This is a genomic window from Natrinema sp. DC36 (assembly GCF_020405225.1).
In the GTDB taxonomy this organism is placed as follows: domain Archaea; phylum Halobacteriota; class Halobacteria; order Halobacteriales; family Natrialbaceae; genus Natrinema.
This window is the reverse complement of sequence record NZ_CP084472.1, coordinates 871,231-888,170: the sequence shown is the minus strand read 5'-3', so window position 1 is coordinate 888,170 and position 16,940 is coordinate 871,231. Positions and strand designations below refer to the sequence as shown.

The 16,940-nt window shown below is 64.6% G+C and carries 16 protein-coding genes; 11 read left to right on the top strand and 5 right to left on the bottom strand.

What is annotated here, in order from left to right:
- Positions 1 to 17 precede the first annotated feature (17 nt).
- Positions 18 to 440 (top strand): SRPBCC family protein, encoded by a 423-nt coding sequence (locus LDH74_RS04835; protein ID WP_226041400.1) that lies wholly within the window; start codon positions 18 to 20, stop codon positions 438 to 440.
- A gap of 513 nt (positions 441 to 953) precedes the next feature.
- Here the strand turns inward: LDH74_RS04835 and LDH74_RS04830 are convergent.
- The gene (locus LDH74_RS04830; RefSeq protein ID WP_226041399.1) at positions 954 to 1,583 is read right to left on the bottom strand and encodes a flavin reductase family protein; all 630 of its coding nucleotides are present in this window, start codon (positions 1,581 to 1,583) and stop codon (positions 954 to 956) included.
- A 132-nt stretch (positions 1,584 to 1,715) separates the two neighbouring features.
- Here LDH74_RS04830 and LDH74_RS04825 point away from each other — a divergent pair, with 132 nt between their 5' ends.
- Positions 1,716 to 2,069 (top strand): helix-turn-helix domain-containing protein, encoded by a 354-nt coding sequence (locus LDH74_RS04825; protein ID WP_226041398.1) that lies wholly within the window; start codon positions 1,716 to 1,718, stop codon positions 2,067 to 2,069.
- A gap of 78 nt (positions 2,070 to 2,147) precedes the next feature.
- Here the strand turns inward: LDH74_RS04825 and LDH74_RS04820 are convergent, their stop codons facing one another.
- Together LDH74_RS04820 and LDH74_RS04815 are read right to left on the bottom strand one after the other, a co-directional pair.
- The gene (locus LDH74_RS04820; RefSeq protein WP_226041397.1) at positions 2,148 to 2,594 is read right to left on the bottom strand and encodes a UPF0179 family protein; all 447 of its coding nucleotides are present in this window, start codon (positions 2,592 to 2,594) and stop codon (positions 2,148 to 2,150) included.
- A gap of 139 nt (positions 2,595 to 2,733) precedes the next feature.
- The gene (locus tag LDH74_RS04815) at positions 2,734 to 3,165 is read right to left on the bottom strand and encodes a DUF5820 family protein (RefSeq protein WP_226041396.1); all 432 of its coding nucleotides are present in this window, start codon (positions 3,163 to 3,165) and stop codon (positions 2,734 to 2,736) included.
- A gap of 476 nt (positions 3,166 to 3,641) precedes the next feature.
- Between LDH74_RS04815 and LDH74_RS04810 the strand changes: the two genes are divergently transcribed.
- The 7 genes from LDH74_RS04810 to LDH74_RS04780 all read left to right on the top strand — a co-directional run bounded on the left by LDH74_RS04810 (position 3,642) and on the right by LDH74_RS04780 (position 13,227).
- Positions 3,642 to 3,869, top strand: a complete 228-nt coding sequence (locus tag LDH74_RS04810; protein WP_226041395.1) for a hypothetical protein — start codon at positions 3,642 to 3,644, stop codon at positions 3,867 to 3,869.
- Positions 3,866 to 5,938, top strand: a complete 2,073-nt coding sequence (locus LDH74_RS04805) for a serine protein kinase PrkA (protein WP_226041394.1) — start codon at positions 3,866 to 3,868, stop codon at positions 5,936 to 5,938. The genes LDH74_RS04810 and LDH74_RS04805 overlap by 4 nt, the downstream gene beginning before the upstream one ends.
- A gap of 1 nt (position 5,939) precedes the next feature.
- Positions 5,940 to 8,228: a kinase anchor protein gene (locus tag LDH74_RS04800; RefSeq protein WP_226041393.1), complete on the top strand. Its 2,289-nt coding sequence runs from the start codon at positions 5,940 to 5,942 to the stop codon at positions 8,226 to 8,228.
- Positions 8,219 to 9,544: a YeaH/YhbH family protein gene (locus LDH74_RS04795; protein WP_226041392.1), complete on the top strand. Its 1,326-nt coding sequence runs from the start codon at positions 8,219 to 8,221 to the stop codon at positions 9,542 to 9,544. The genes LDH74_RS04800 and LDH74_RS04795 overlap by 10 nt, the downstream gene beginning before the upstream one ends.
- Positions 9,537 to 11,555, top strand: a complete 2,019-nt coding sequence (locus tag LDH74_RS04790; RefSeq protein WP_226041391.1) for a SpoVR family protein — start codon at positions 9,537 to 9,539, stop codon at positions 11,553 to 11,555. The genes LDH74_RS04795 and LDH74_RS04790 overlap by 8 nt, the downstream gene beginning before the upstream one ends.
- Before the next feature lie 194 nt (positions 11,556 to 11,749).
- A complete protein-coding gene (locus LDH74_RS04785) occupies positions 11,750 to 12,775 on the top strand; it encodes a HEAT repeat domain-containing protein (protein WP_226041390.1) in 1,026 nt (341 codons plus the stop codon).
- Positions 12,776 to 12,837: 62 nt separating this feature from the next.
- The gene (locus LDH74_RS04780; RefSeq protein ID WP_226041389.1) at positions 12,838 to 13,227 is read left to right on the top strand and encodes a secondary thiamine-phosphate synthase enzyme YjbQ; all 390 of its coding nucleotides are present in this window, start codon (positions 12,838 to 12,840) and stop codon (positions 13,225 to 13,227) included.
- 100 nt (positions 13,228 to 13,327) lie between these two features.
- On the opposite strand, the gene LDH74_RS04775 is transcribed toward LDH74_RS04780, so the two are convergent.
- On the bottom strand, positions 13,328 to 13,993 hold the full coding sequence (locus LDH74_RS04775) for a glycerophosphodiester phosphodiesterase family protein (protein WP_226041388.1): 666 nt from the start codon (positions 13,991 to 13,993) through the stop codon (positions 13,328 to 13,330).
- A 184-nt stretch (positions 13,994 to 14,177) separates the two neighbouring features.
- Between LDH74_RS04775 and LDH74_RS04770 the strand changes: the two genes are divergently transcribed.
- Entirely contained in the window at positions 14,178 to 14,624 is a 447-nt protein-coding gene (locus tag LDH74_RS04770; RefSeq protein WP_226041387.1) for a response regulator, read from the top strand.
- A 75-nt stretch (positions 14,625 to 14,699) separates the two neighbouring features.
- Positions 14,700 to 15,434: an SDR family oxidoreductase gene (locus LDH74_RS04765; RefSeq protein WP_226041386.1), complete on the top strand. Its 735-nt coding sequence runs from the start codon at positions 14,700 to 14,702 to the stop codon at positions 15,432 to 15,434.
- 64 nt (positions 15,435 to 15,498) lie between these two features.
- Here LDH74_RS04765 and LDH74_RS04760 read toward each other — a convergent pair whose 3' ends face one another.
- Positions 15,499 to 16,851, bottom strand: coding sequence for a sodium-dependent transporter (locus tag LDH74_RS04760; RefSeq protein ID WP_226041385.1), 1,353 nt, complete (start codon positions 16,849 to 16,851; stop codon positions 15,499 to 15,501).
- Positions 16,852 to 16,940: the final 89 nt, after the last annotated feature.

The following is a 16,940-nucleotide window of genomic DNA, read 5'->3' as shown; positions in this document are numbered from 1 at the left end:
AGCGCGTAGGAACGACCATGACTCGAGTCAGGACCACGAGAACACCCGACGGCCGTCGCCTCGAGGTTTCGAACGTCATGGCCGTCCCCGCAGCCGACGCCTGGGAGATTCTCATCGACACGGTACAGTGGCCGGAATGGTCCCCGATCGTCCGCGGCGTCGAGTCGACCGATCGTCGGGTTCGATCCGGGACGACCGGGCGGGTCAGAATACCCGGCGCTTGGATCCCCTTCCGTATCACGGAGTGCACGGAACGACGGTGGACCTGGCGCGTGACGGGGATTCCGGCCGCCGGACATCGCGTCGACGACCTCGGTCGCGACCGCTGTCGGATCGCGTTCGAACTCCCGATTCACCACGCCGGATCCGCACCGGTCAGTCTGCGAGCGCTGGAAAATATCGAAACGCTGCTCGAGGACGAAGCGGCGACCGTTCGATAGTAGGAAAACCACATCTCACTCCAGACCGGCCACCCGGCGTGCGGTGGCGCGCGCTGTCGGCCGACCGAACGTCGCGAGGCGCGAACATTGTGAGCGCCTCGAAAAGCGAGCGGTGACCGCAGGGAACCGTGAGCACAGTGAGGGCGGCCGACGATGCTGCGCGTGGTCGTCGCGAGCAGAGCGAGTGACGGCTTGGAAGTCGCGGAGCGTCTTCCAGTGGATGAGCGAGCGACGATAGGAGCGAGCGAATCGGTTGGGGAGGGCGTGGCGATTCCGTGTGCCACGATAGCAGGACACTTCTTCCCATTCATTCCTATCAGAACTAACTGCTCCATCCACACCTCGCACCGATCAAACCGGATGCGCCGTTTGCGACACGCTACTCGCCGACCGTTTCGGCCTCGAGCCCGAGTGTATCGAACCGATCGTTCGTCCCGACGGACACGCGATTGCGGCCAGCAGCGACAGTTAGTGCTGTATGAAAAGTGGCGGTTTCACGACACCGACCGCGGGCTACGGCGGCCGCTCGAGCGAGAACCGATCGGTCGTCCGCGCGTAGTGACTCCCTGCGAGTCGGCCGACGGCGTCGATCTTCCCCACGTCGATCTTCCCGTCGGTGGTCACGGATTCCTCGAGGTGAACGTGGCGAACCTCGCCGAGGACGAGCGTCGAGCCGCCGACGTCGACGAGGTCGTGGAGGGTACACTCGAAGGCCACCCTCGCATCGGCGACTCGCGGTGGGTCGACCGCGGTCGAGTCAGCCCGCTCGAGGGCGGCGTGATCGAACTCGCTCTCGCCGGCTGGCAGCGTGGCGCTAGTTTCGTTCATTGCCGCGGCGAGGTCCTCGGTCACGAGGTTGACCACGAATTCGCCGGTGTCGCGGGCGTTCCGCGGGGTGTCCTTGAGTCCCTCGGCACCGTCGACCGGTGCGAATAGCAGGACGGGCGGCTCGACCGACGCGACGGTGAAGAAGCTGTACGGCGCGAGATTGTCGACGCCGTCCTCGCTCCGGGTGCTGACCCACGCGATGGGGCGCGGGACGACCGCACTCGAGAGGATTCGGTAGAGGGACCCGTCGGTTTCGTCGACGTCGATCTCGAGGGCGTCGGTTTCATCACCGGCGCTCGACCCGTCGTCCGTCATCGCGGTCCCTCCGGCGATCGATCTCCGGTCGGCGTCAGAGCTGAACGCCCGCAATCTACTAACACGATGTTATCCGGTTCGGAACCGAACTACTAAAACGGTTCGCGACGTAGCCGTGACCAGATCCCACCGATGTCATCCCCGCAAACGAAATCCCGCGAGACACACGACGACGCCTGTCCCGTCATCGCCTCCCTCGAGCAGATCGGCTCCCAGTGGCGGCTGGCGGTGCTCCACGAACTCCTAGACGGCGAACAGCGCTTCAACGAACTCAAGCGCTCGACCGGCGCGAACGCGCGGACCCTCTCGCGCGTGCTCGACGACCTCGGCGAGATGGGCTTCGTCGAACGACGCCTCGAGGAGGACGCCCCCGTCGCGACCTTCTACAGCCTCACCGACAAGGGCGAGTCCCTGGAGCCCGTGTTCGGCGAAATCGAGTGCTGGGCCGGCTCGTGGCTCGAGGACGGCGAACTCGAGGCGCAGTAGTCGAGACCGTTTCCCGGCGAGAATAGAGCCGAAGCGGACGAGTATCCGCAGAAAAGACGTTCTCCGGACGCGAGTCGATCAGTCGTCCGTCTCGAGTTCGACTAACTCGAGCGGCCGGTCGAGATGACAGACATCGTGTGGCGGCTCGCCGATGATTTCTCGAATGCGATACTCCTCGTCGAATTCGACGCCGTCGGGCTCACAGTACTCGTGGCTCGGACAGGCGACGTAGGGACAGGGACCGGGGAGGCTCGTCTTGCTGCCGGCGAACGCTCCCTTGGACGTGATGTTCGCGCGCGTTGGCGCGGGTTCGACCTCGACGGCGCGAACGCCGCCGTCGTGCATGGCGCACTCGAGCGTCTGGGCGTTCTCGCGGATGGAGGTGATGCGATACTTCGTTCCGGGCTGGAGATTGAGACACTGACTGCGATAGGGACAGCCGGCGCAGCCGTCGGCCTCGCCCTGATAGACGAACTCGGTTCCGGGCTCGGCCAGCCGGGAGCCGACGAGTGTAACGGTCGACATACCCACGCGTAGTTTCCACTGGCGGTTAAGCGTCACGTCCCGGCGGTCGATCGGAGTGTCGCATCCCAGCGGTCAACCGGAGTGTTACGACGAAGGGGTCGAACGGGGTTCACGGTGAGGTGGCCGGACTCGAGCGCGGTCACTCCGCGCTCTCGCCGTCGGTGAGGTCGTCGAGGCGGTCGAAGTACTCCTCGCGAGGAACCTGATAGAGCGATCGGTAGTCGATCTCGCCGTTATCGAACTGGCGGGCGAGTGCAACGGTCCGTTCGAGGGCTTCCTCCCGGGTCGGGAACCGAAGTGTCTCGTTCAGCGAGACATCTGGCTCGAGGTAGAGGGTGACGAACCAGTCCGCTGAGTCGGCGGTATCGGCGGGGTTGACACCGGGGCGGCGGGTCCGCTTGCCGTGGGTGAGATACAGCGTCGGCAGACAGGGTGCCGGGAAGTCCGCGGCGTTGAAGACGTCCGGTCGGTACGCGAGGACCAGCCGGCCGTCTTCCCCCTGGCTCCAGACGGTCCAGTCGTCGGGGAGCCGCGAGCGGTCGATTCCACCGTCCGTCTCCGAATCCGGCATGGGGGTCGATAGGACTGCCGGCCCTATAGTAGCCACCGAATCGGTGGGGGAACCCTCCCCGTGGACACCGCAATCAGTCGGTCGATGGACCGCCCGGCCGCACCGGTTCGCCGGTCGAGAGCGACGGATCGAACCAGTCGAGAGCGGTCCGTCGAACCCGTCGAGATCGACGTGACGAACCGAACGTGGAAGAGCGCGCGCGAGCCGACGTGGACGTTGCAGGCCGGTGATTTATCCGATAGATCGCTGAATATGTGGTGTGATACCGACCACCACTATAGACTTCTGGCAGTATTTGCCTGCAATAAACTTCTGACAAATATCTTTTGGGGCTAAGGCTAAGTACCTGGATTACTCACTCATTAAATACTATCGGTATCCGTTCAGCGGACCGATCCACTCCGCGCCCGTCCCCGGCGCATCGTTGTCCGCGGCCAGCGGGGTCACCGCACGACATCGAGTGGAAGAGACGACACATGACACGCAATATAGCCGCCCGCGACGGAGTCGCGCTCCACGAGAATCTCCTCGAGGAGCCCGACGAGTACGACGCGCTCACGTCTGGTGACGCGACGCGACGGATTCCGACTGTTCGGCCACGAGATGGCTCGATCGGTCGAACGACGTCCGCTCACGTCGTCCGAACACGCACGGACGACTGCACTGCAGACGGGGGAACCCCGAAACTGGCAATGATACCATGACCGGCGACATCGAGACACTCGAGCAGCTCAGTACGGATTACCAGGAATCGATGCCCGCAGACCTGCGGGAAACAAAGTCCTTCGACTGGTACCTCGAGGCGGTGTACGAGGACCCGAAGATCGCCCGCAACGCCCACCAGCGCGTCGCGGACATGTTCGATTACTACGGCACCACCTACGACGAGACCGAAGGGGTGGTCGAGTACCAGCTCGCGAGCGAGGACCCGCTCGGCGACGGCGAGAACACCTTCTACGGAAAGGTGATCCACCAGTCGATCCACGAGTTCGTGAACAAGGTCAAATCGGGTGCGCGACGCCTCGGCCCCGAGCGCCGAATCAAGCTCCTCCTCGGTCCGGTCGGCTCCGGGAAGTCCCACTTCGACAAACAGGTCCGCAAATACTTCGAGGACTACACGCTCAGGGACGACGGTCGGATGTACACCTTCAAGTGGACGAACCTCTGTGACGTGATTCAGGACCAGGACCCGGCCGACGACACCGTCCGGTCACCGATGAACCAGGACCCGCTCGTCTTGCTCCCCGTCGAGCAGCGCCAGCGGGTCATCGACGACCTCAACGAGAACCTCGATGCGCCGTACACGATTCAGAACGAGCAGGCGCTGGATCCCGAAAGCGAGTTCTACATGGACCGGCTGCTGGCGTACTACGACGACGACCTCCAGCAGGTCCTCGAGAATCACGTCGAGATCGTCCGCTTCGTCGCCGACGAGAACAAGCGCCAGGGCCTCGAGACGTTCGAGCCCAAGGACAAGAAGAACCAGGACGAGACGGAGCTGACGGGAGACGTCAACTACTCGAAGATCGCCATCTACGGCGAGAGCGATCCGCGCGCGTTCGACTACTCGGGTGCCTTCTGTAACGCCAACCGCGGCATCTTCTCCGGCGAGGAGTTGCTCAAACTCCAGCGGGAGTTCCTCTACGACTTCCTCCACGCGACCCAGGAGCAGACGATCAAGCCCAAGAACAACCCGCGGATCGACATCGATCAGGTAATCGTGGGTCGCACCAACATGCCCGAGTACAAGGACAAGAAGGGCGACGAGAAGATGGAGGCGTTCAACGACCGGACCAAGCGGATCGACTTCCCGTACGTCCTATCCTACGAGGACGAGGCCAGCATCTACGAGAAGATGCTTACCAACGCCGACGTCCCCGACATCAACGTCGAGCCACACACCCTCGAGATGGCGGGGCTCTTCGGCGTCCTCACGCGCATCGAGGAGCCCGACACCGAAACCGTCGAACTGCTCTCGAAGGCCAAGGCCTACAACGGCGAGATCGACGAGGGCGACGACATCGACATCAAGAAGCTCCGCGAAGAGGCCGAGGCGACCGCCGAGATCGGTGAGGGCATGGTTGGCGTCTCGCCCCGATTCATCGGCGACGAGATCGCCGAGGCGATCATGGACTCGAAACACCGCCAGCGCGGGTTCCTCTCGCCGCTGACGGTGTTCAACTTCTTCGAGGAGAACCTCGAGCACCACGGCTCGATTCCGGAGGACAACTTCGAGAAGTACTACCGCTACCTCGAGACCGTGCGCGAGGAGTACAAGGAGCGGGCCATCGAGGACGTCCGCCACGCGCTGGCCTACGACCTCGACGAGATCCAGCGCCAGGGCGAGAAGTACATGGACCACGTGATGGCCTACATCGACGACGACACCATCGAGGACGAACTCACGGGCCGCGAGCAAGAGCCCGACGAAACCTTCCTGCGCAGCGTCGAGGAGAAACTCGACATTCCCGAAGATCGGAAGGAGGACTTCCGACAGGAGGTCTCGAACTGGGTTTCCCGCCGTGCGCGTGAAGGTGAAGCGTTCAATCCGCAGGACAACGAGCGCCTGCGCCGCGCCCTGGAGCGCAAACTCTGGGAGGACAAGAAGCACAACATCAACTTCTCCGCGCTGGTGTCGGCCAACGAGTTCGACGACGACGAGCGCTCCGCGTGGATCGACGCGCTGATGGAACAGGGCTACTCCGAAGGCGGAGCCAAGGAAGTACTCGAGTTCGCCGGCGCGGAGGTCGCCAAAGCAGAGATGGAAGACTAACATGGCACGAGGAACCGACTACGTCAGCGACGCCGACCGCGCCCTCGAGGAGACCTACGAGGAGCCGATGCACCTCGCGGCGTACGTCGATCGCATCTTCGAGAACCCCTCGATCGCTTCTCACGCCTCGAAGTACCTGCTCGAGGCGATCGAGGCCGCCGGTACTCGAACCGTCGTCGAGGAGGGCGAGGAAAAGGAGCGCTATCGCTTCTTCGACGACCCGCACAACGACGGCGAGCACGCGATCCTCGGCAACACCGAGGTGCTCAACGGGTTCGTCGACGACCTCCGATCGATCGCCGCCGGCCGGGCGAAAGACGAGAAGATCATCTGGTTCGAGGGGCCCACGGCGACCGGCAAGTCCGAACTCAAACGGTGTCTGGTCAACGGGCTGCGCGAGTACTCGAAGACGCCCGACGGTCGCCGCTACACGGTCGAGTGGAACATTTCGACCGCCGCCGCCGGCGAGCGCGGCCTGAGCTACGGCGGCGACGCGAGCGCCGCCGACGAGCAAAACTGGTACGAGAGTCCCGTCCAGGCCCACCCGCTGTCGGTGTTCCCCGAGGACGTTCGCGAAGACCTGCTCGAGCGACTCAACGCGGAACTCGACGATCACGTTCCCGTGCAGGTCGACGCGCAACTCGACCCGTTCTCCCGGGAGGCCTACGACTTCCTCGAGGAGCGCTACCGCCGGGAAGGCGAGGAGGAACTGTTCTCGGCCATCACGGACGAGGATCACCTCCGCGTGAAGAACTACGTCGTCGACGTGGGCCAGGGCGTCGGCGTCCTCCACTCGGAAGATGACGGCCCGCCCAAGGAGCGCCTCGTCGGCTCGTGGATGCACGGCATGCTCCAGGAACTCGACTCGCGGGGCCGGAAGAACCCGCAGGCCTTTAGCTACGACGGGGTGCTCTCGCAGGGCAACGGCGTCCTCACTGTCGTCGAGGACGCCGCCCAGCACGCCGACCTGCTCCAGAAGCTGCTGAACGTCCCCGACGAGCAGTCGGTGAAGCTCGACAAGGGAATCGGAATGGACGTCGACTCCCAGCTGCTGATCATCTCGAACCCCGACCTCGAGGCCCAGCTCAACCAGCACTCGGATCGAAACGGGATGGACCCGCTGAAGGCCCTGAAGCGCCGGCTGGACAAACACCGCTTTGGCTATCTAACGAATCTAAGCCTCGAGACGGAGCTGATCCGCCGCGAGCTGACCAACGAGACCTCGGTCTGGGAGGCCGAGAGCTACGACGAACTCGAGGATCGGATCCGCGCGCCGGTGACGGTGACGGTCAAAGGTCAGGACGGCCGCACGCGGACGCAGGAGTTCGCCCCGCACGCAGTCGAGGCGGCCGCGCTGTACGCCGTCGTCACGCGACTGGACGAGGAGAACCTTCCGAACGGGCTCGATCTGGTCGACAAAGCCCGGATCTACGATCAGGGTTACCTTCAGGAGGGGGACACCCGGCGGGAGAAAGACGAGTTCGACTTCGACGACGACGGCAACGACGGCGACCACGGGATTCCGGTCACGTACACGCGAGACACGCTCGCCGAACTGCTTCAGGCGGATCTCGATCGCCACCACCCTGACCTGCGGGTCGAGGACGTCGTCATGCCCCGCGACGTGTTGAACGCCATGGTCGAGGGGCTGGCCGACGCGCCGGTCTTCTCGACGGGCGAGCGCTCGGAGTTCGAGAACCGCGTCGTCCCCGTGAAGAACTACGTCTACGACCAGCAGGAGTCGGACGTCATCGAGGCCATCATGCACGACAAACGCGTCGACGAGGAGACCGTGGCCGAGTACGTCGAACACGTCTACGCCTGGGAGACCGAGGAGCCGCTGTACAACGACCGCGGCGAGCGCGTCGAGCCCGATCCGCTGACGATGAAGCTCTTCGAGATCGAGCACCTCGGTCGGTTCTCCGAGTCCGAATACGAGGGGAACCTCCCCCGCGAGAGCGTCCGGAACTTCAGGCGCGAGAAGGTCATCACCTCTCTGAACCGCCACGCCTGGGAGCACCGCGACGAGGACTTCTCCGTCGAGGACGTCGACCTCACGGCGATCCCGGTGATCAAGACCGTCCTCGAGAGCCACGACTGGGACGACGTTGAACGGACCTTCGAGGACTTCGACCCGCGACAGTGGAGCGATCCCCCGAGCGGCACCCAGACGGCGGCGGTCAAGGAGGGAACGATCGCAACGATGGTCGACCTCTTCGGGTACTCCGAGGCGTCGGCCGAACTGACCAGCAGACACGTCATGGGACAGGTGAGCTACAGATGGGACTGAGAGACGACCTCGAGCGATTCCGCGAAGTCGGCGAGGAGCGCCGCGAGGACCTCGCCGACTTCATCCAGTACGGCGACCTCGGCCGGAGCGGGCCGGGGGAGATCAACATCCCGGTGAAGATCGTCTCGCTGCCGGAGTTCGAGTACGACCAGCGCGACAAGGGCGGGGTTGGCCAGGGCGAGGACGGCACGCCCGACGCCGGCCAGCCGGTCGGACAGCCCCAGCCACAGCCGGGCGACGACGGCGAGGACGGCGACCCCGGCGAGGAGGGCGGCGACCACGAGTACTACGAGATGGACCCCGAGGAGTTCGCCGAGGAGCTCGACGAGGAGCTCGGCCTCGACCTCGATCCGAAGGGGAAGAAGGTAATCGAGGAAAAGGAGGGGCCGTTCACCGATCTCACGCGAAGCGGCCCCAACAGCACGCTCGACTTCGAGCGGATGTTCAAGGAGGGGCTCAAGCGCAAGCTCGCGATGGACTTCGACGAGGAGTTCCTGAAGGAACTGTGCAAGGTCGAGGGGATCGAGCCCCGCGAGGTCTTCGAGTGGGCTCGCGGCGAGAGCCTCCCGGTGTCGATGGCGTGGGTCGAAGAGGCCTACAGCAACATCCCCGACGAGGAACGCGGCAAATGGGCCTCGATCGAGGAGGTCGAGAGCGAGGTCGAGCGGGAGAGCGTCCAGCAGAAGATCCGCCGCGAGGGGATCAAACACGTCCCCTTCCGTCGCGAGGACGAGCGCTACCGCCACCCCGAGATCATCGAAGAGAAGGAGAAGAACGTCGTGGTCGTCAACATCCGCGACGTCTCCGGCTCGATGCGCGAGAAGAAGCGCGAACTCGTCGAGCGAACGTTCACGCCGCTGGACTGGTATCTGCAGGGGAAGTACGACAACGCCGAGTTCGTCTACATCGCCCACGACGCGGACGCCTGGGCGGTCGAGCGCGACGAGTTCTTCGGCATCCGCAGCGGCGGCGGGACGAAGATTTCGAGCGCCTACGAACTCGCCGCCCAGCTACTCGAGGAGTACCCCTGGAGCGACTGGAACCGGTACGTCTTCGCGGCGGGCGACTCGGAGAACTCCTCGAACGACACCGGCGAGCGCGTGATCCCCCTGATGGAGGAGATCCCGGCGAACCTCCACGCCTACGTGGAGACCCAGCCCAGCGGGAACGCGATCAACGCCACCCACGCGGAGGAACTTGAGCGGCACTTCGGCACCGACGCCGAGGACGTCGCGGTCGCGTACGTCAACGACGAGGCGGACGTGACCGACGCGATCTACGAGATCCTCTCCACGGAGAGTGATGACAATGAGTAATTCGGACAGATTCCGCAAACAGGCGATCGCCAGCGATCTCGAGGAACCGGTCGAAGAAGCCCGGAACCTCGCGGAAAAGCTCGGCCTGGAGCCCTACCCGGTGAAGTACTGGATCATCGACTACGACGAGATGAACGAGCTCATCGCGTACGGCGGGTTTCAGAGCCGCTACCCGCACTGGCGGTGGGGCATGCAGTACGACAAACAGCAAAAGCAGGGCCAGTACGGCGGCGGGAAGGCCTTCGAGATCGTCAACAACGACAATCCGGCCCACGCGTTCCTCCAGGAGTCGAACACGATCGCCGACCAGAAGGCGGTCATCACCCACGTCGAGGCCCACTCGGACTTCTTCGCGAACAACGATTGGTTCGGCATGTTCACCCGCGGCCGCGCCGACGAGGACCAGGTCAACGCCGCCGCCATGCTCGAGCGCCACGCGCGGGCCATCGACGAGTACATGTCCGATCCCGATATCGACCGCGCCGAGGTCGAGAAGTGGATCGATCACTGCCTGAGCCTCGAGGACAACATCGACCAGCACCAGGTGTTCAGCCGCCGGCTCGACATCGACGGGGCGGCTCACGAGGAGATCGACGAGGATCTCGCGGAGAAACTCGACGAACTCGAGCTCTCCGACGAGATCAAAGGTGAGGTGTTCGACGAGGCGTGGGTCGAGAAACTCGAGGGCGAGGACATCGCGGCGAACTTCCCCGAGGAACCACAGAAGGACGTGCTGGCGTTCGTCCGCGAGCACGGCAAGCAGTACGACGAGGAAGCCGGCCGGGGCGTCGAGATGGCGGAGTGGCAACGCGACATCCTCGACATGATGCGCGCGGAGGCGTACTACTTCGCCGCCCAGAAGATGACGAAGGTGATGAACGAGGGCTGGGCCGCCTACTGGGAGTCGACGATGATGACCGACGAGGCCTTCGCCGGCGACGACGAGTTCCTCAACTACGCGGATCACATGGCGAAGGTGCTGGCCTCCGGCGGTCTCAACCCCTACAGCCTCGGGATGGAGCTCTGGGAGTACGTCGAGAACACGACCAACCGGCGAGAGGTCCTCGAGGCCCTGCTGCGCGTCGAGGGCGTCTCCTGGCGGAACCTCACCGAGGTCGTCGACTTCGACGAGGTGCTCGACGAACTCGAGCCGCCGGCGGCCATCGAGACGATCACTCCGGAGACGCTCGATTCGCTCGAGGAAGTGCCCGACGAGTGGGTCGACCGCGAGGCGCTAAAGCGGGCTCGAGACGGTGAGATCGACGTGTCGAAATACCCCTGGAAGGTGCTGACCTACGAGGGAGTCGCTCGTCGGCACTACTCCCTGGTCAAGCGCCAGAACCGCGGCTTCCTCGCGCGGGTCAATCAGAACGAACTCGAGCGGATCGGCCGCTACCTGTTCGACGACGCTCGCTACTCGTCGGTCGCAGCGGCGCTCGAGGACGTCGACTTTGCTGCCGGCTGGGACCGGCTGTTCGACGTGCGGGAGAGCCACAACGACGTGACGTTCCTCGACGAGTTCCTGACCCGGGAGTTCATCACCGAGAACAACTACTTCACCTACGAGCACTCGCAGGCGACCGGGCAGTTCCACGTCGCCAGCGACGCCGCAGAGGACGTCAAGAAGAAGCTCCTCCTGCAGTTCACCAACTTCGGGAAACCGACGATCGCGGTCTACGACGGCAACTACAACAACGCGAACGAACTCCTGCTCGGCCATCAGTACAACGGCGTCATGCTCGACATCGGACAGGCCAAGGAGACCCTCAAGCGGATCTTCGAGCTATGGGGCCGGCCGGTGAACCTGCTGACGATCGTCAAGGAAGTCGACGAGCACGACATCGAGGTCGCCAAGCGCCGCAACCGCGAGCCCGAACCGGAAGAGCAGGGGAAGCTGATCCGGTACAACGGCGAGACGATGACGACCGAGGACGTGGCGTGGGACGAGGTCGAACACCTCGCGGCCGACGACGTCGACTACGACACCAAGCCCGAGGAGTGGCTCGCCTAGGGACGCTCGACGCTCGGTCCGTTTCGTGACTCGAACGATCGATACTTCGAGCCCGATCAACCTCGGTTCGATCTCGAGCGCCGATAGTTCGAGTCCGAGAAACACGTAATTTGACGCTATTCCGCCCGAACAAAGGCTATTTCGCCGCCATTCGGCCAGAACGCTTTTATAGCCTATCTCCAATGCAGGAGACGATGGATGGGGAATGGGGCGAGGCCGTCGAGCCCCGGGGCCGGGGGGCCGCCGGGGTCGACCTCCCGTCGGTACTCGCACGACTCGACGAGCAGGAACCGGCCGAACAACGGGCCGCAGTCCGCCGAATCCGCACTGCGATCGACGAGCGCAGCCAGGCGGCGGCGTACGTCCCGACGGTTCCGAAACTCCGGACGCTGCTCGAGCGGACGGAAATCGACTTTCGCGGCGAGATCGCCGCCTGTCTCGCCGATCTGGCGGCCGAAGCGCCGACCGACGTCGCGCCGTCGACCGGATCGATCGTCGCCGTCGCCGTCGAGAACGCCGACGAGCCGATGGCGGAGGAGCTACTCCGGTGTCTCGCCGCCGTCGCGGCCGAGCGGCCGGACGTGCTGGTCGAGCACGCGGCAGTGATCTCCGACGTAGTCGAGCGGCGAAACGGCTCCGATCGGTGGGGGATCCGCGTACTCGCGCACGTCTCCCGAGAGGACCCGGCCGCGATCGAACCGGCCGCATCGGTTCTCATCGATGCGCTGGCGGCGGACCCGGTCGAAAACGGGCCGCCCGCGCTCCGAGCGCTCGGTCGACTGGCGCGCTCCGACGCGGCGCTGCCCTCCCTCGAGTTCGTCGCACAGGCCGCCGCGCTCGTGGATCACGACGACGCGCCGTTGCGATACGACGCGATCGGCTGTCTCGGCGACGTGGCCCGCCGCGATCCCGCCGCGGTCGAGCCGGTGTGTGCCGAACTCGGAGCGGCGCTGTCCTGCGACGACCCCGATACTCGCGCGATCGCGGCGGTCGCGGTCGGCCGCGTCGCCGCCGGCGTCGAAACCGCCGTCGACCCGGTTCGCGGCCAGTTGCTCGAGTTGCTCGCGGACGACCACCCGCACGTGCGAGCGAACGCCTGCGTCGCGCTCGGTCACGGTCGCGTCGACGCGGCCGTCCCGCATCTGCAAACCCTCGTGAGCGAGGATCCGGCTCCGAACGTGCGCGACCGCGCCGCGTGGGCCACCCGACAGCTTTCGTAGGGGTCTGTCGTTCGTCGGTGCGGACCGGAACGCAATCTATCCTCGCGGTCGTCTACTCGCGCATGGCGTTTTCCGTCGAGACCGAGTCGCGGCTGACGACCGTCGACGTGACCGATCGCATCGCAACGGCCGTTCCCGACGGCCTCGAGTCGGGGACCTGTACGGCCTTCGTCGAGCACACGACGGCCGGCCTCGTCGTCCAGGAAAACGAACCGCGGCTTCGCGGCGACCTCGAGTCGTTCCTGCGGGATCTCGTTCCGGACGGGGGGCACGCACACGACGAACTGGACGGCAATGCGGACTCGCATCTGCGGGCCGCGCTGATCGGTCCGGACGTGACGATTCCGGTCGAGGACGGGGAGCTGGCGCTGGGGACGTGGCAGTCAGTGTTGCTCGTAGAGTGCGACGGGCCGCGAACGCGGACGGTGTCCGTGACGACCGTCGGCGACTAATTGCTGGCCGCGCGGCGCAACGCGCCGCGCTACTGGGCGTACGCGAGTGCATCTCTTGCGACCTGACCGTAGCGGTACGTCCGGCACCCGCATCGAGCGATTACACATCGATCGGTCGATCCGCCGAAACGTAATCGACGCCGCGGCGCGCGAGTAGTTTCGCCACCGCTCGTCGTTCGATCGTCCACGCGTGAACCTCGAGTCCCACCGCCGTCGCCCGCGGGACGACCCGTGTCGCCAGACAGCGCCAGTAGCTCGCCCCGAGGACATCGCAGTCGAGTTCGACCGTCGTCGTGATCGGCGTCTCGAGGTGCCGACTGACGAGCAGCCCGATCGGTTGACTCGGATCGCGGTCGCGAACCGTCCGCAGTTCGGAAACCAGAAACGAGGTAAGGACGACGCGATTGGCGAGGGCCGCGTCCTCGAGAGCGACGAGGACATCCGCGGCGATGCCGGACTCCTTGAGCTCGATGTGGACCTCGACGGTCGGTGGCAGGGCCTCGAGCATAGCCGCGAGGGTCGGGATTCCGTCGCCGGATCCGCGCACCGCGTGAACGGAGAGTTCCGCGAGGGAGGCGTCCGCGACGGTCCCGGTGCCGTCGGTGACGCGGTCGATCGTCTCGTCGTGGACGACGACGAGTTCGCCGGAGCCACAGCGTCGCACGTCGAACTCGACGGCGTCGGCGCGGTCGGCCGCGGCTCGAACGGCACTAATCGTATTTTCGGGAGCTGTCGCGGCGAACCCTCGATGCGCGATGAGCCGCATGCAGTGTTCATCGGGCCTCGGCAACTTTATTCGGACGTTCGTTCGCAATCGTCGCCTCGGACCGATCGGTACCGCACGAGTCCCAAATTATGTAGCGAGCAGCCTTAACCGAGTGCCATTACAAATGGAAATTGATTACTAAAGTGCATAAACCAGTCCCGTATCTTGGAGTTCAACCACCGCTATGAGCGGTCGACGCGACGAGCCGATCGACGTGCTCCTCGTCGAGGACGACGACGATGATGTCCGTCTCGCCCGCGAGGCGTTCGCCGGGTTGGCGATCGAGTCCTCGATTCGCGTCATCGGCGACGGCGCGGAGGCGCTCTCGCTCCTCACCGGCCGCGACGGCGAGCCGCCGGTCGTTCCGGACCTCATCCTATTGGATCTGGACCTGCCGCAGATGGACGGTCTCGAGTTCCTCGAGGCGGTGACGGCCGAGCCCGAGCTCGCACGGCTCCCCGTGCTCGTGTTGACGCGATCGACGAACCTGTCGGACGTTCGCGCGAGCTACGACCTCGCGGCCAACGCGTACCTCACGAAGCCGACGGAGTCGACGGAGTACGCCGAGATGGCCGAAGCGATCGCCGAATTCTGGTTCCGCCGAGCGGCCCTGCCGACGAGCCATTCATAACAGCGGCCCGGTACCCGCCGTCGGCCGATCGCCGACGCCCCACCTTTGATGCGAGCGGACCGCACACTGTTCGGTATGTCCGTGCAGACCGAGTTCGACGTCGACTTCGACGGAACCGTTGCGGTGATCACCGGTGCCAGCGGCGCGCTCGGCAGCGCCGCCGTCGATCGCTTTCTCGAGGCGGGCGCGACGGTCTGTGCCGTCGACGTGATCGCACCGGACGACGAGGACAGCCTGCTCGAGCGCGACCCCGACGGTGAATCCGATCTCGAGTTCTACGAGGCCGACCTAACCGACGAGGACGACGTGGCGTCCCTGATGGAATCGATCGCCGACGACCACGGCCGGATCGATCACCTGCTGAATATCGCCGGGACGTGGCGCGGCGGCGATCACGTCGAGGACACCGACCTCGAGGAGTTCGACCTCCTGCTGGACGTCAACCTGAAGACGGCGTTTCTCGCGTCGAAACACGCCCTGCCCCACCTCCAGGACTCGACGGGATCGATCGTCAGTATCAGCGCGCGGTCCTCGCTCGAGGGCGGGGAGGGGGACGGCCCCTACCGAATCACGAAGGCCGGTATCCGACTGCTGACGGAGACGCTCGCCGAGGAGAACCGCGGGACGGTGCGGGCGAACTGCGTCATGCCGAGCGTGATCGACACGCCGATGAACCGTGAAATGATGCCCGACGCTGACCACGACTCGTGGGTTGATCCGCTCGAGATCGCGGACGTGATGGCTTTCCTCTGTAGCGACGGGGCTGCGGTGACGAGCGGAGCCGCCGTACCGGTGTATGGCGAAGCCTGAGGCTCCCTCGAAACGCGCTCGAAAAATACGATCGCGGTCGGTCGAAGCGGATTTCGGTGACCGGTCAGAGGTTCGCGCCCAGCCACTCAGCGAAGCCGCCGGTCAGGAACCCGTAGTAGTCCCATGCGTTCAGCGCGACCAGGACGATCAGCGCGAGGACGACCGGCACCCGAACGAACCAGACCCACGCCGATCCCAGCGAGCCGGCGTCTTTGATACCCTTGCTGACCTCCTCGAGCGCGAGGTCCGGAACGACCCAGCCGACGAAGACTGACAGCAGGAGGCCGCCGAGCATGAGCAGAATGCTGTTTGCGAAGCCGTCGTAGAGGTCGATGAAAATGAGATCGAGCGCAGCGGGAACCCCGACGACGAACATCGCGACGCCCAGTGCGACAGTCGCTGGAACGCGACCGATGCCGTGCTCGTCGATCAGATAGGAGACGACGACCTCCATGATGCTGATCGCGCTCGAGAGTGCGGCGATGGCGACGGTTCCGAAGAAAACCGCGCCGAGAACGCCGCCGAGGGGCAGTTCGGCGAACGCCGCGGCGAGGCTCACGAAGATCAATGCAGGGCCGGAGGCACCAGGTTCGATTCCCGCGGCGAACAGGATGGGGAAGGCAATGAGACCGGCGGTAAACGCGATGAACGTGTCGAGTCCGGCGATGATCCCGGCGTCCGACGCGAGGTTACGGTCCTCGCCGAGGTAGGACGCGTACGTGATCATCACGCCCATCCCGAGCGAGAGCGTAAAGAACGCCTGTGCAGCGGCCGCCGGGAGGATCTCCGTCCAGTTGTTGGCGATCGTACCGAATTCCGGCGAGAGATAGTACGCGTAGGCGTCGCCCGCGCCCTCGAGCGTGAACACGTAGGCGGCGAGGCCGAGCGAGATGATGATGATCGCCGGGACCATCACCTTGACCGAGAGTTCGATCCCGCGCTCGATACCGAGAGCGACGATCGCGACGACCGCGGCCATGAACAGCGCGTGCAAGAAGACGGCATCGAGACCGCTCGCCACTTCGCCGAACTGTGCGGGTGCACCGTCGGCTGTGTAGTTGCCCTGCAAGCCGATGAGAACGTATCGAAGCGTCCACCCGGCGACGACGCTATAGTACGACAGAATGACGAATCCGGCCGTAACGAAGACCCATCCGATTTTCGTCCATGCACCGCTCCCGATTCGTTTCAATGCACCTACCGGGTTTCGCTCCGTATTTCGACCCACGACGAACTCGACGAGAATGACCGGGAACCCGATCCCGACGATTAACAGGAGGTATATAACCAGGAACGCTGCACCGCCCTGTTCACCTACCTGATAGGGGAACCGCCAGATGTTTCCTAATCCCACTGCGCTCCCGACCGCAGCAAGGATAAACCCTGTTCGTGTGGCCCATGATTCGCGTTGTGCCATACCCGCTTTTATAAAAACAACCCTATATAACTTTTCGTGGTCGTTCTATCATTTGCCAGATGGAGAGTTATTAATCGTGATGGTGTTAC

Excerpts from the sequence above, each read along its gene's own strand:
- LDH74_RS04810 (WP_226041395.1), top strand. The coding sequence starts at position 3,642 with ATGACACGCAATATAGCCGCCCGCGACGGAGTCGCGCTCCACGAGAAT.
- LDH74_RS04760 (WP_226041385.1), bottom strand. The coding sequence starts at position 16,851 with ATGGCACAACGCGAATCATGGGCCACACGAACAGGGTTTATCCTTGCT.
- LDH74_RS04765 (WP_226041386.1), top strand. The coding sequence starts at position 14,700 with ATGTCCGTGCAGACCGAGTTCGACGTCGACTTCGACGGAACCGTTGCG.
- LDH74_RS04795 (WP_226041392.1), top strand. The coding sequence starts at position 8,219 with ATGGGACTGAGAGACGACCTCGAGCGATTCCGCGAAGTCGGCGAGGAG.
- LDH74_RS04800 (WP_226041393.1), top strand. The coding sequence starts at position 5,940 with ATGGCACGAGGAACCGACTACGTCAGCGACGCCGACCGCGCCCTCGAG.
- LDH74_RS04805 (WP_226041394.1), top strand. The coding sequence starts at position 3,866 with ATGACCGGCGACATCGAGACACTCGAGCAGCTCAGTACGGATTACCAG.
- LDH74_RS04775 (WP_226041388.1), bottom strand. The coding sequence starts at position 13,993 with ATGCGGCTCATCGCGCATCGAGGGTTCGCCGCGACAGCTCCCGAAAAT.
- LDH74_RS04780 (WP_226041389.1), top strand. The coding sequence starts at position 12,838 with ATGGCGTTTTCCGTCGAGACCGAGTCGCGGCTGACGACCGTCGACGTG.
- LDH74_RS04790 (WP_226041391.1), top strand. The coding sequence starts at position 9,537 with ATGAGTAATTCGGACAGATTCCGCAAACAGGCGATCGCCAGCGATCTC.
- LDH74_RS04815 (WP_226041396.1), bottom strand. The coding sequence starts at position 3,165 with ATGCCGGATTCGGAGACGGACGGTGGAATCGACCGCTCGCGGCTCCCC.
- LDH74_RS04835 (WP_226041400.1), top strand. The coding sequence starts at position 18 with ATGACTCGAGTCAGGACCACGAGAACACCCGACGGCCGTCGCCTCGAG.
- LDH74_RS04785 (WP_226041390.1), top strand. The coding sequence starts at position 11,750 with ATGGATGGGGAATGGGGCGAGGCCGTCGAGCCCCGGGGCCGGGGGGCC.
- LDH74_RS04825 (WP_226041398.1), top strand. The coding sequence starts at position 1,716 with ATGTCATCCCCGCAAACGAAATCCCGCGAGACACACGACGACGCCTGT.
- LDH74_RS04820 (WP_226041397.1), bottom strand. The coding sequence starts at position 2,594 with ATGTCGACCGTTACACTCGTCGGCTCCCGGCTGGCCGAGCCCGGAACC.
- LDH74_RS04830 (WP_226041399.1), bottom strand. The coding sequence starts at position 1,583 with ATGACGGACGACGGGTCGAGCGCCGGTGATGAAACCGACGCCCTCGAG.
- LDH74_RS04770 (WP_226041387.1), top strand. The coding sequence starts at position 14,178 with ATGAGCGGTCGACGCGACGAGCCGATCGACGTGCTCCTCGTCGAGGAC.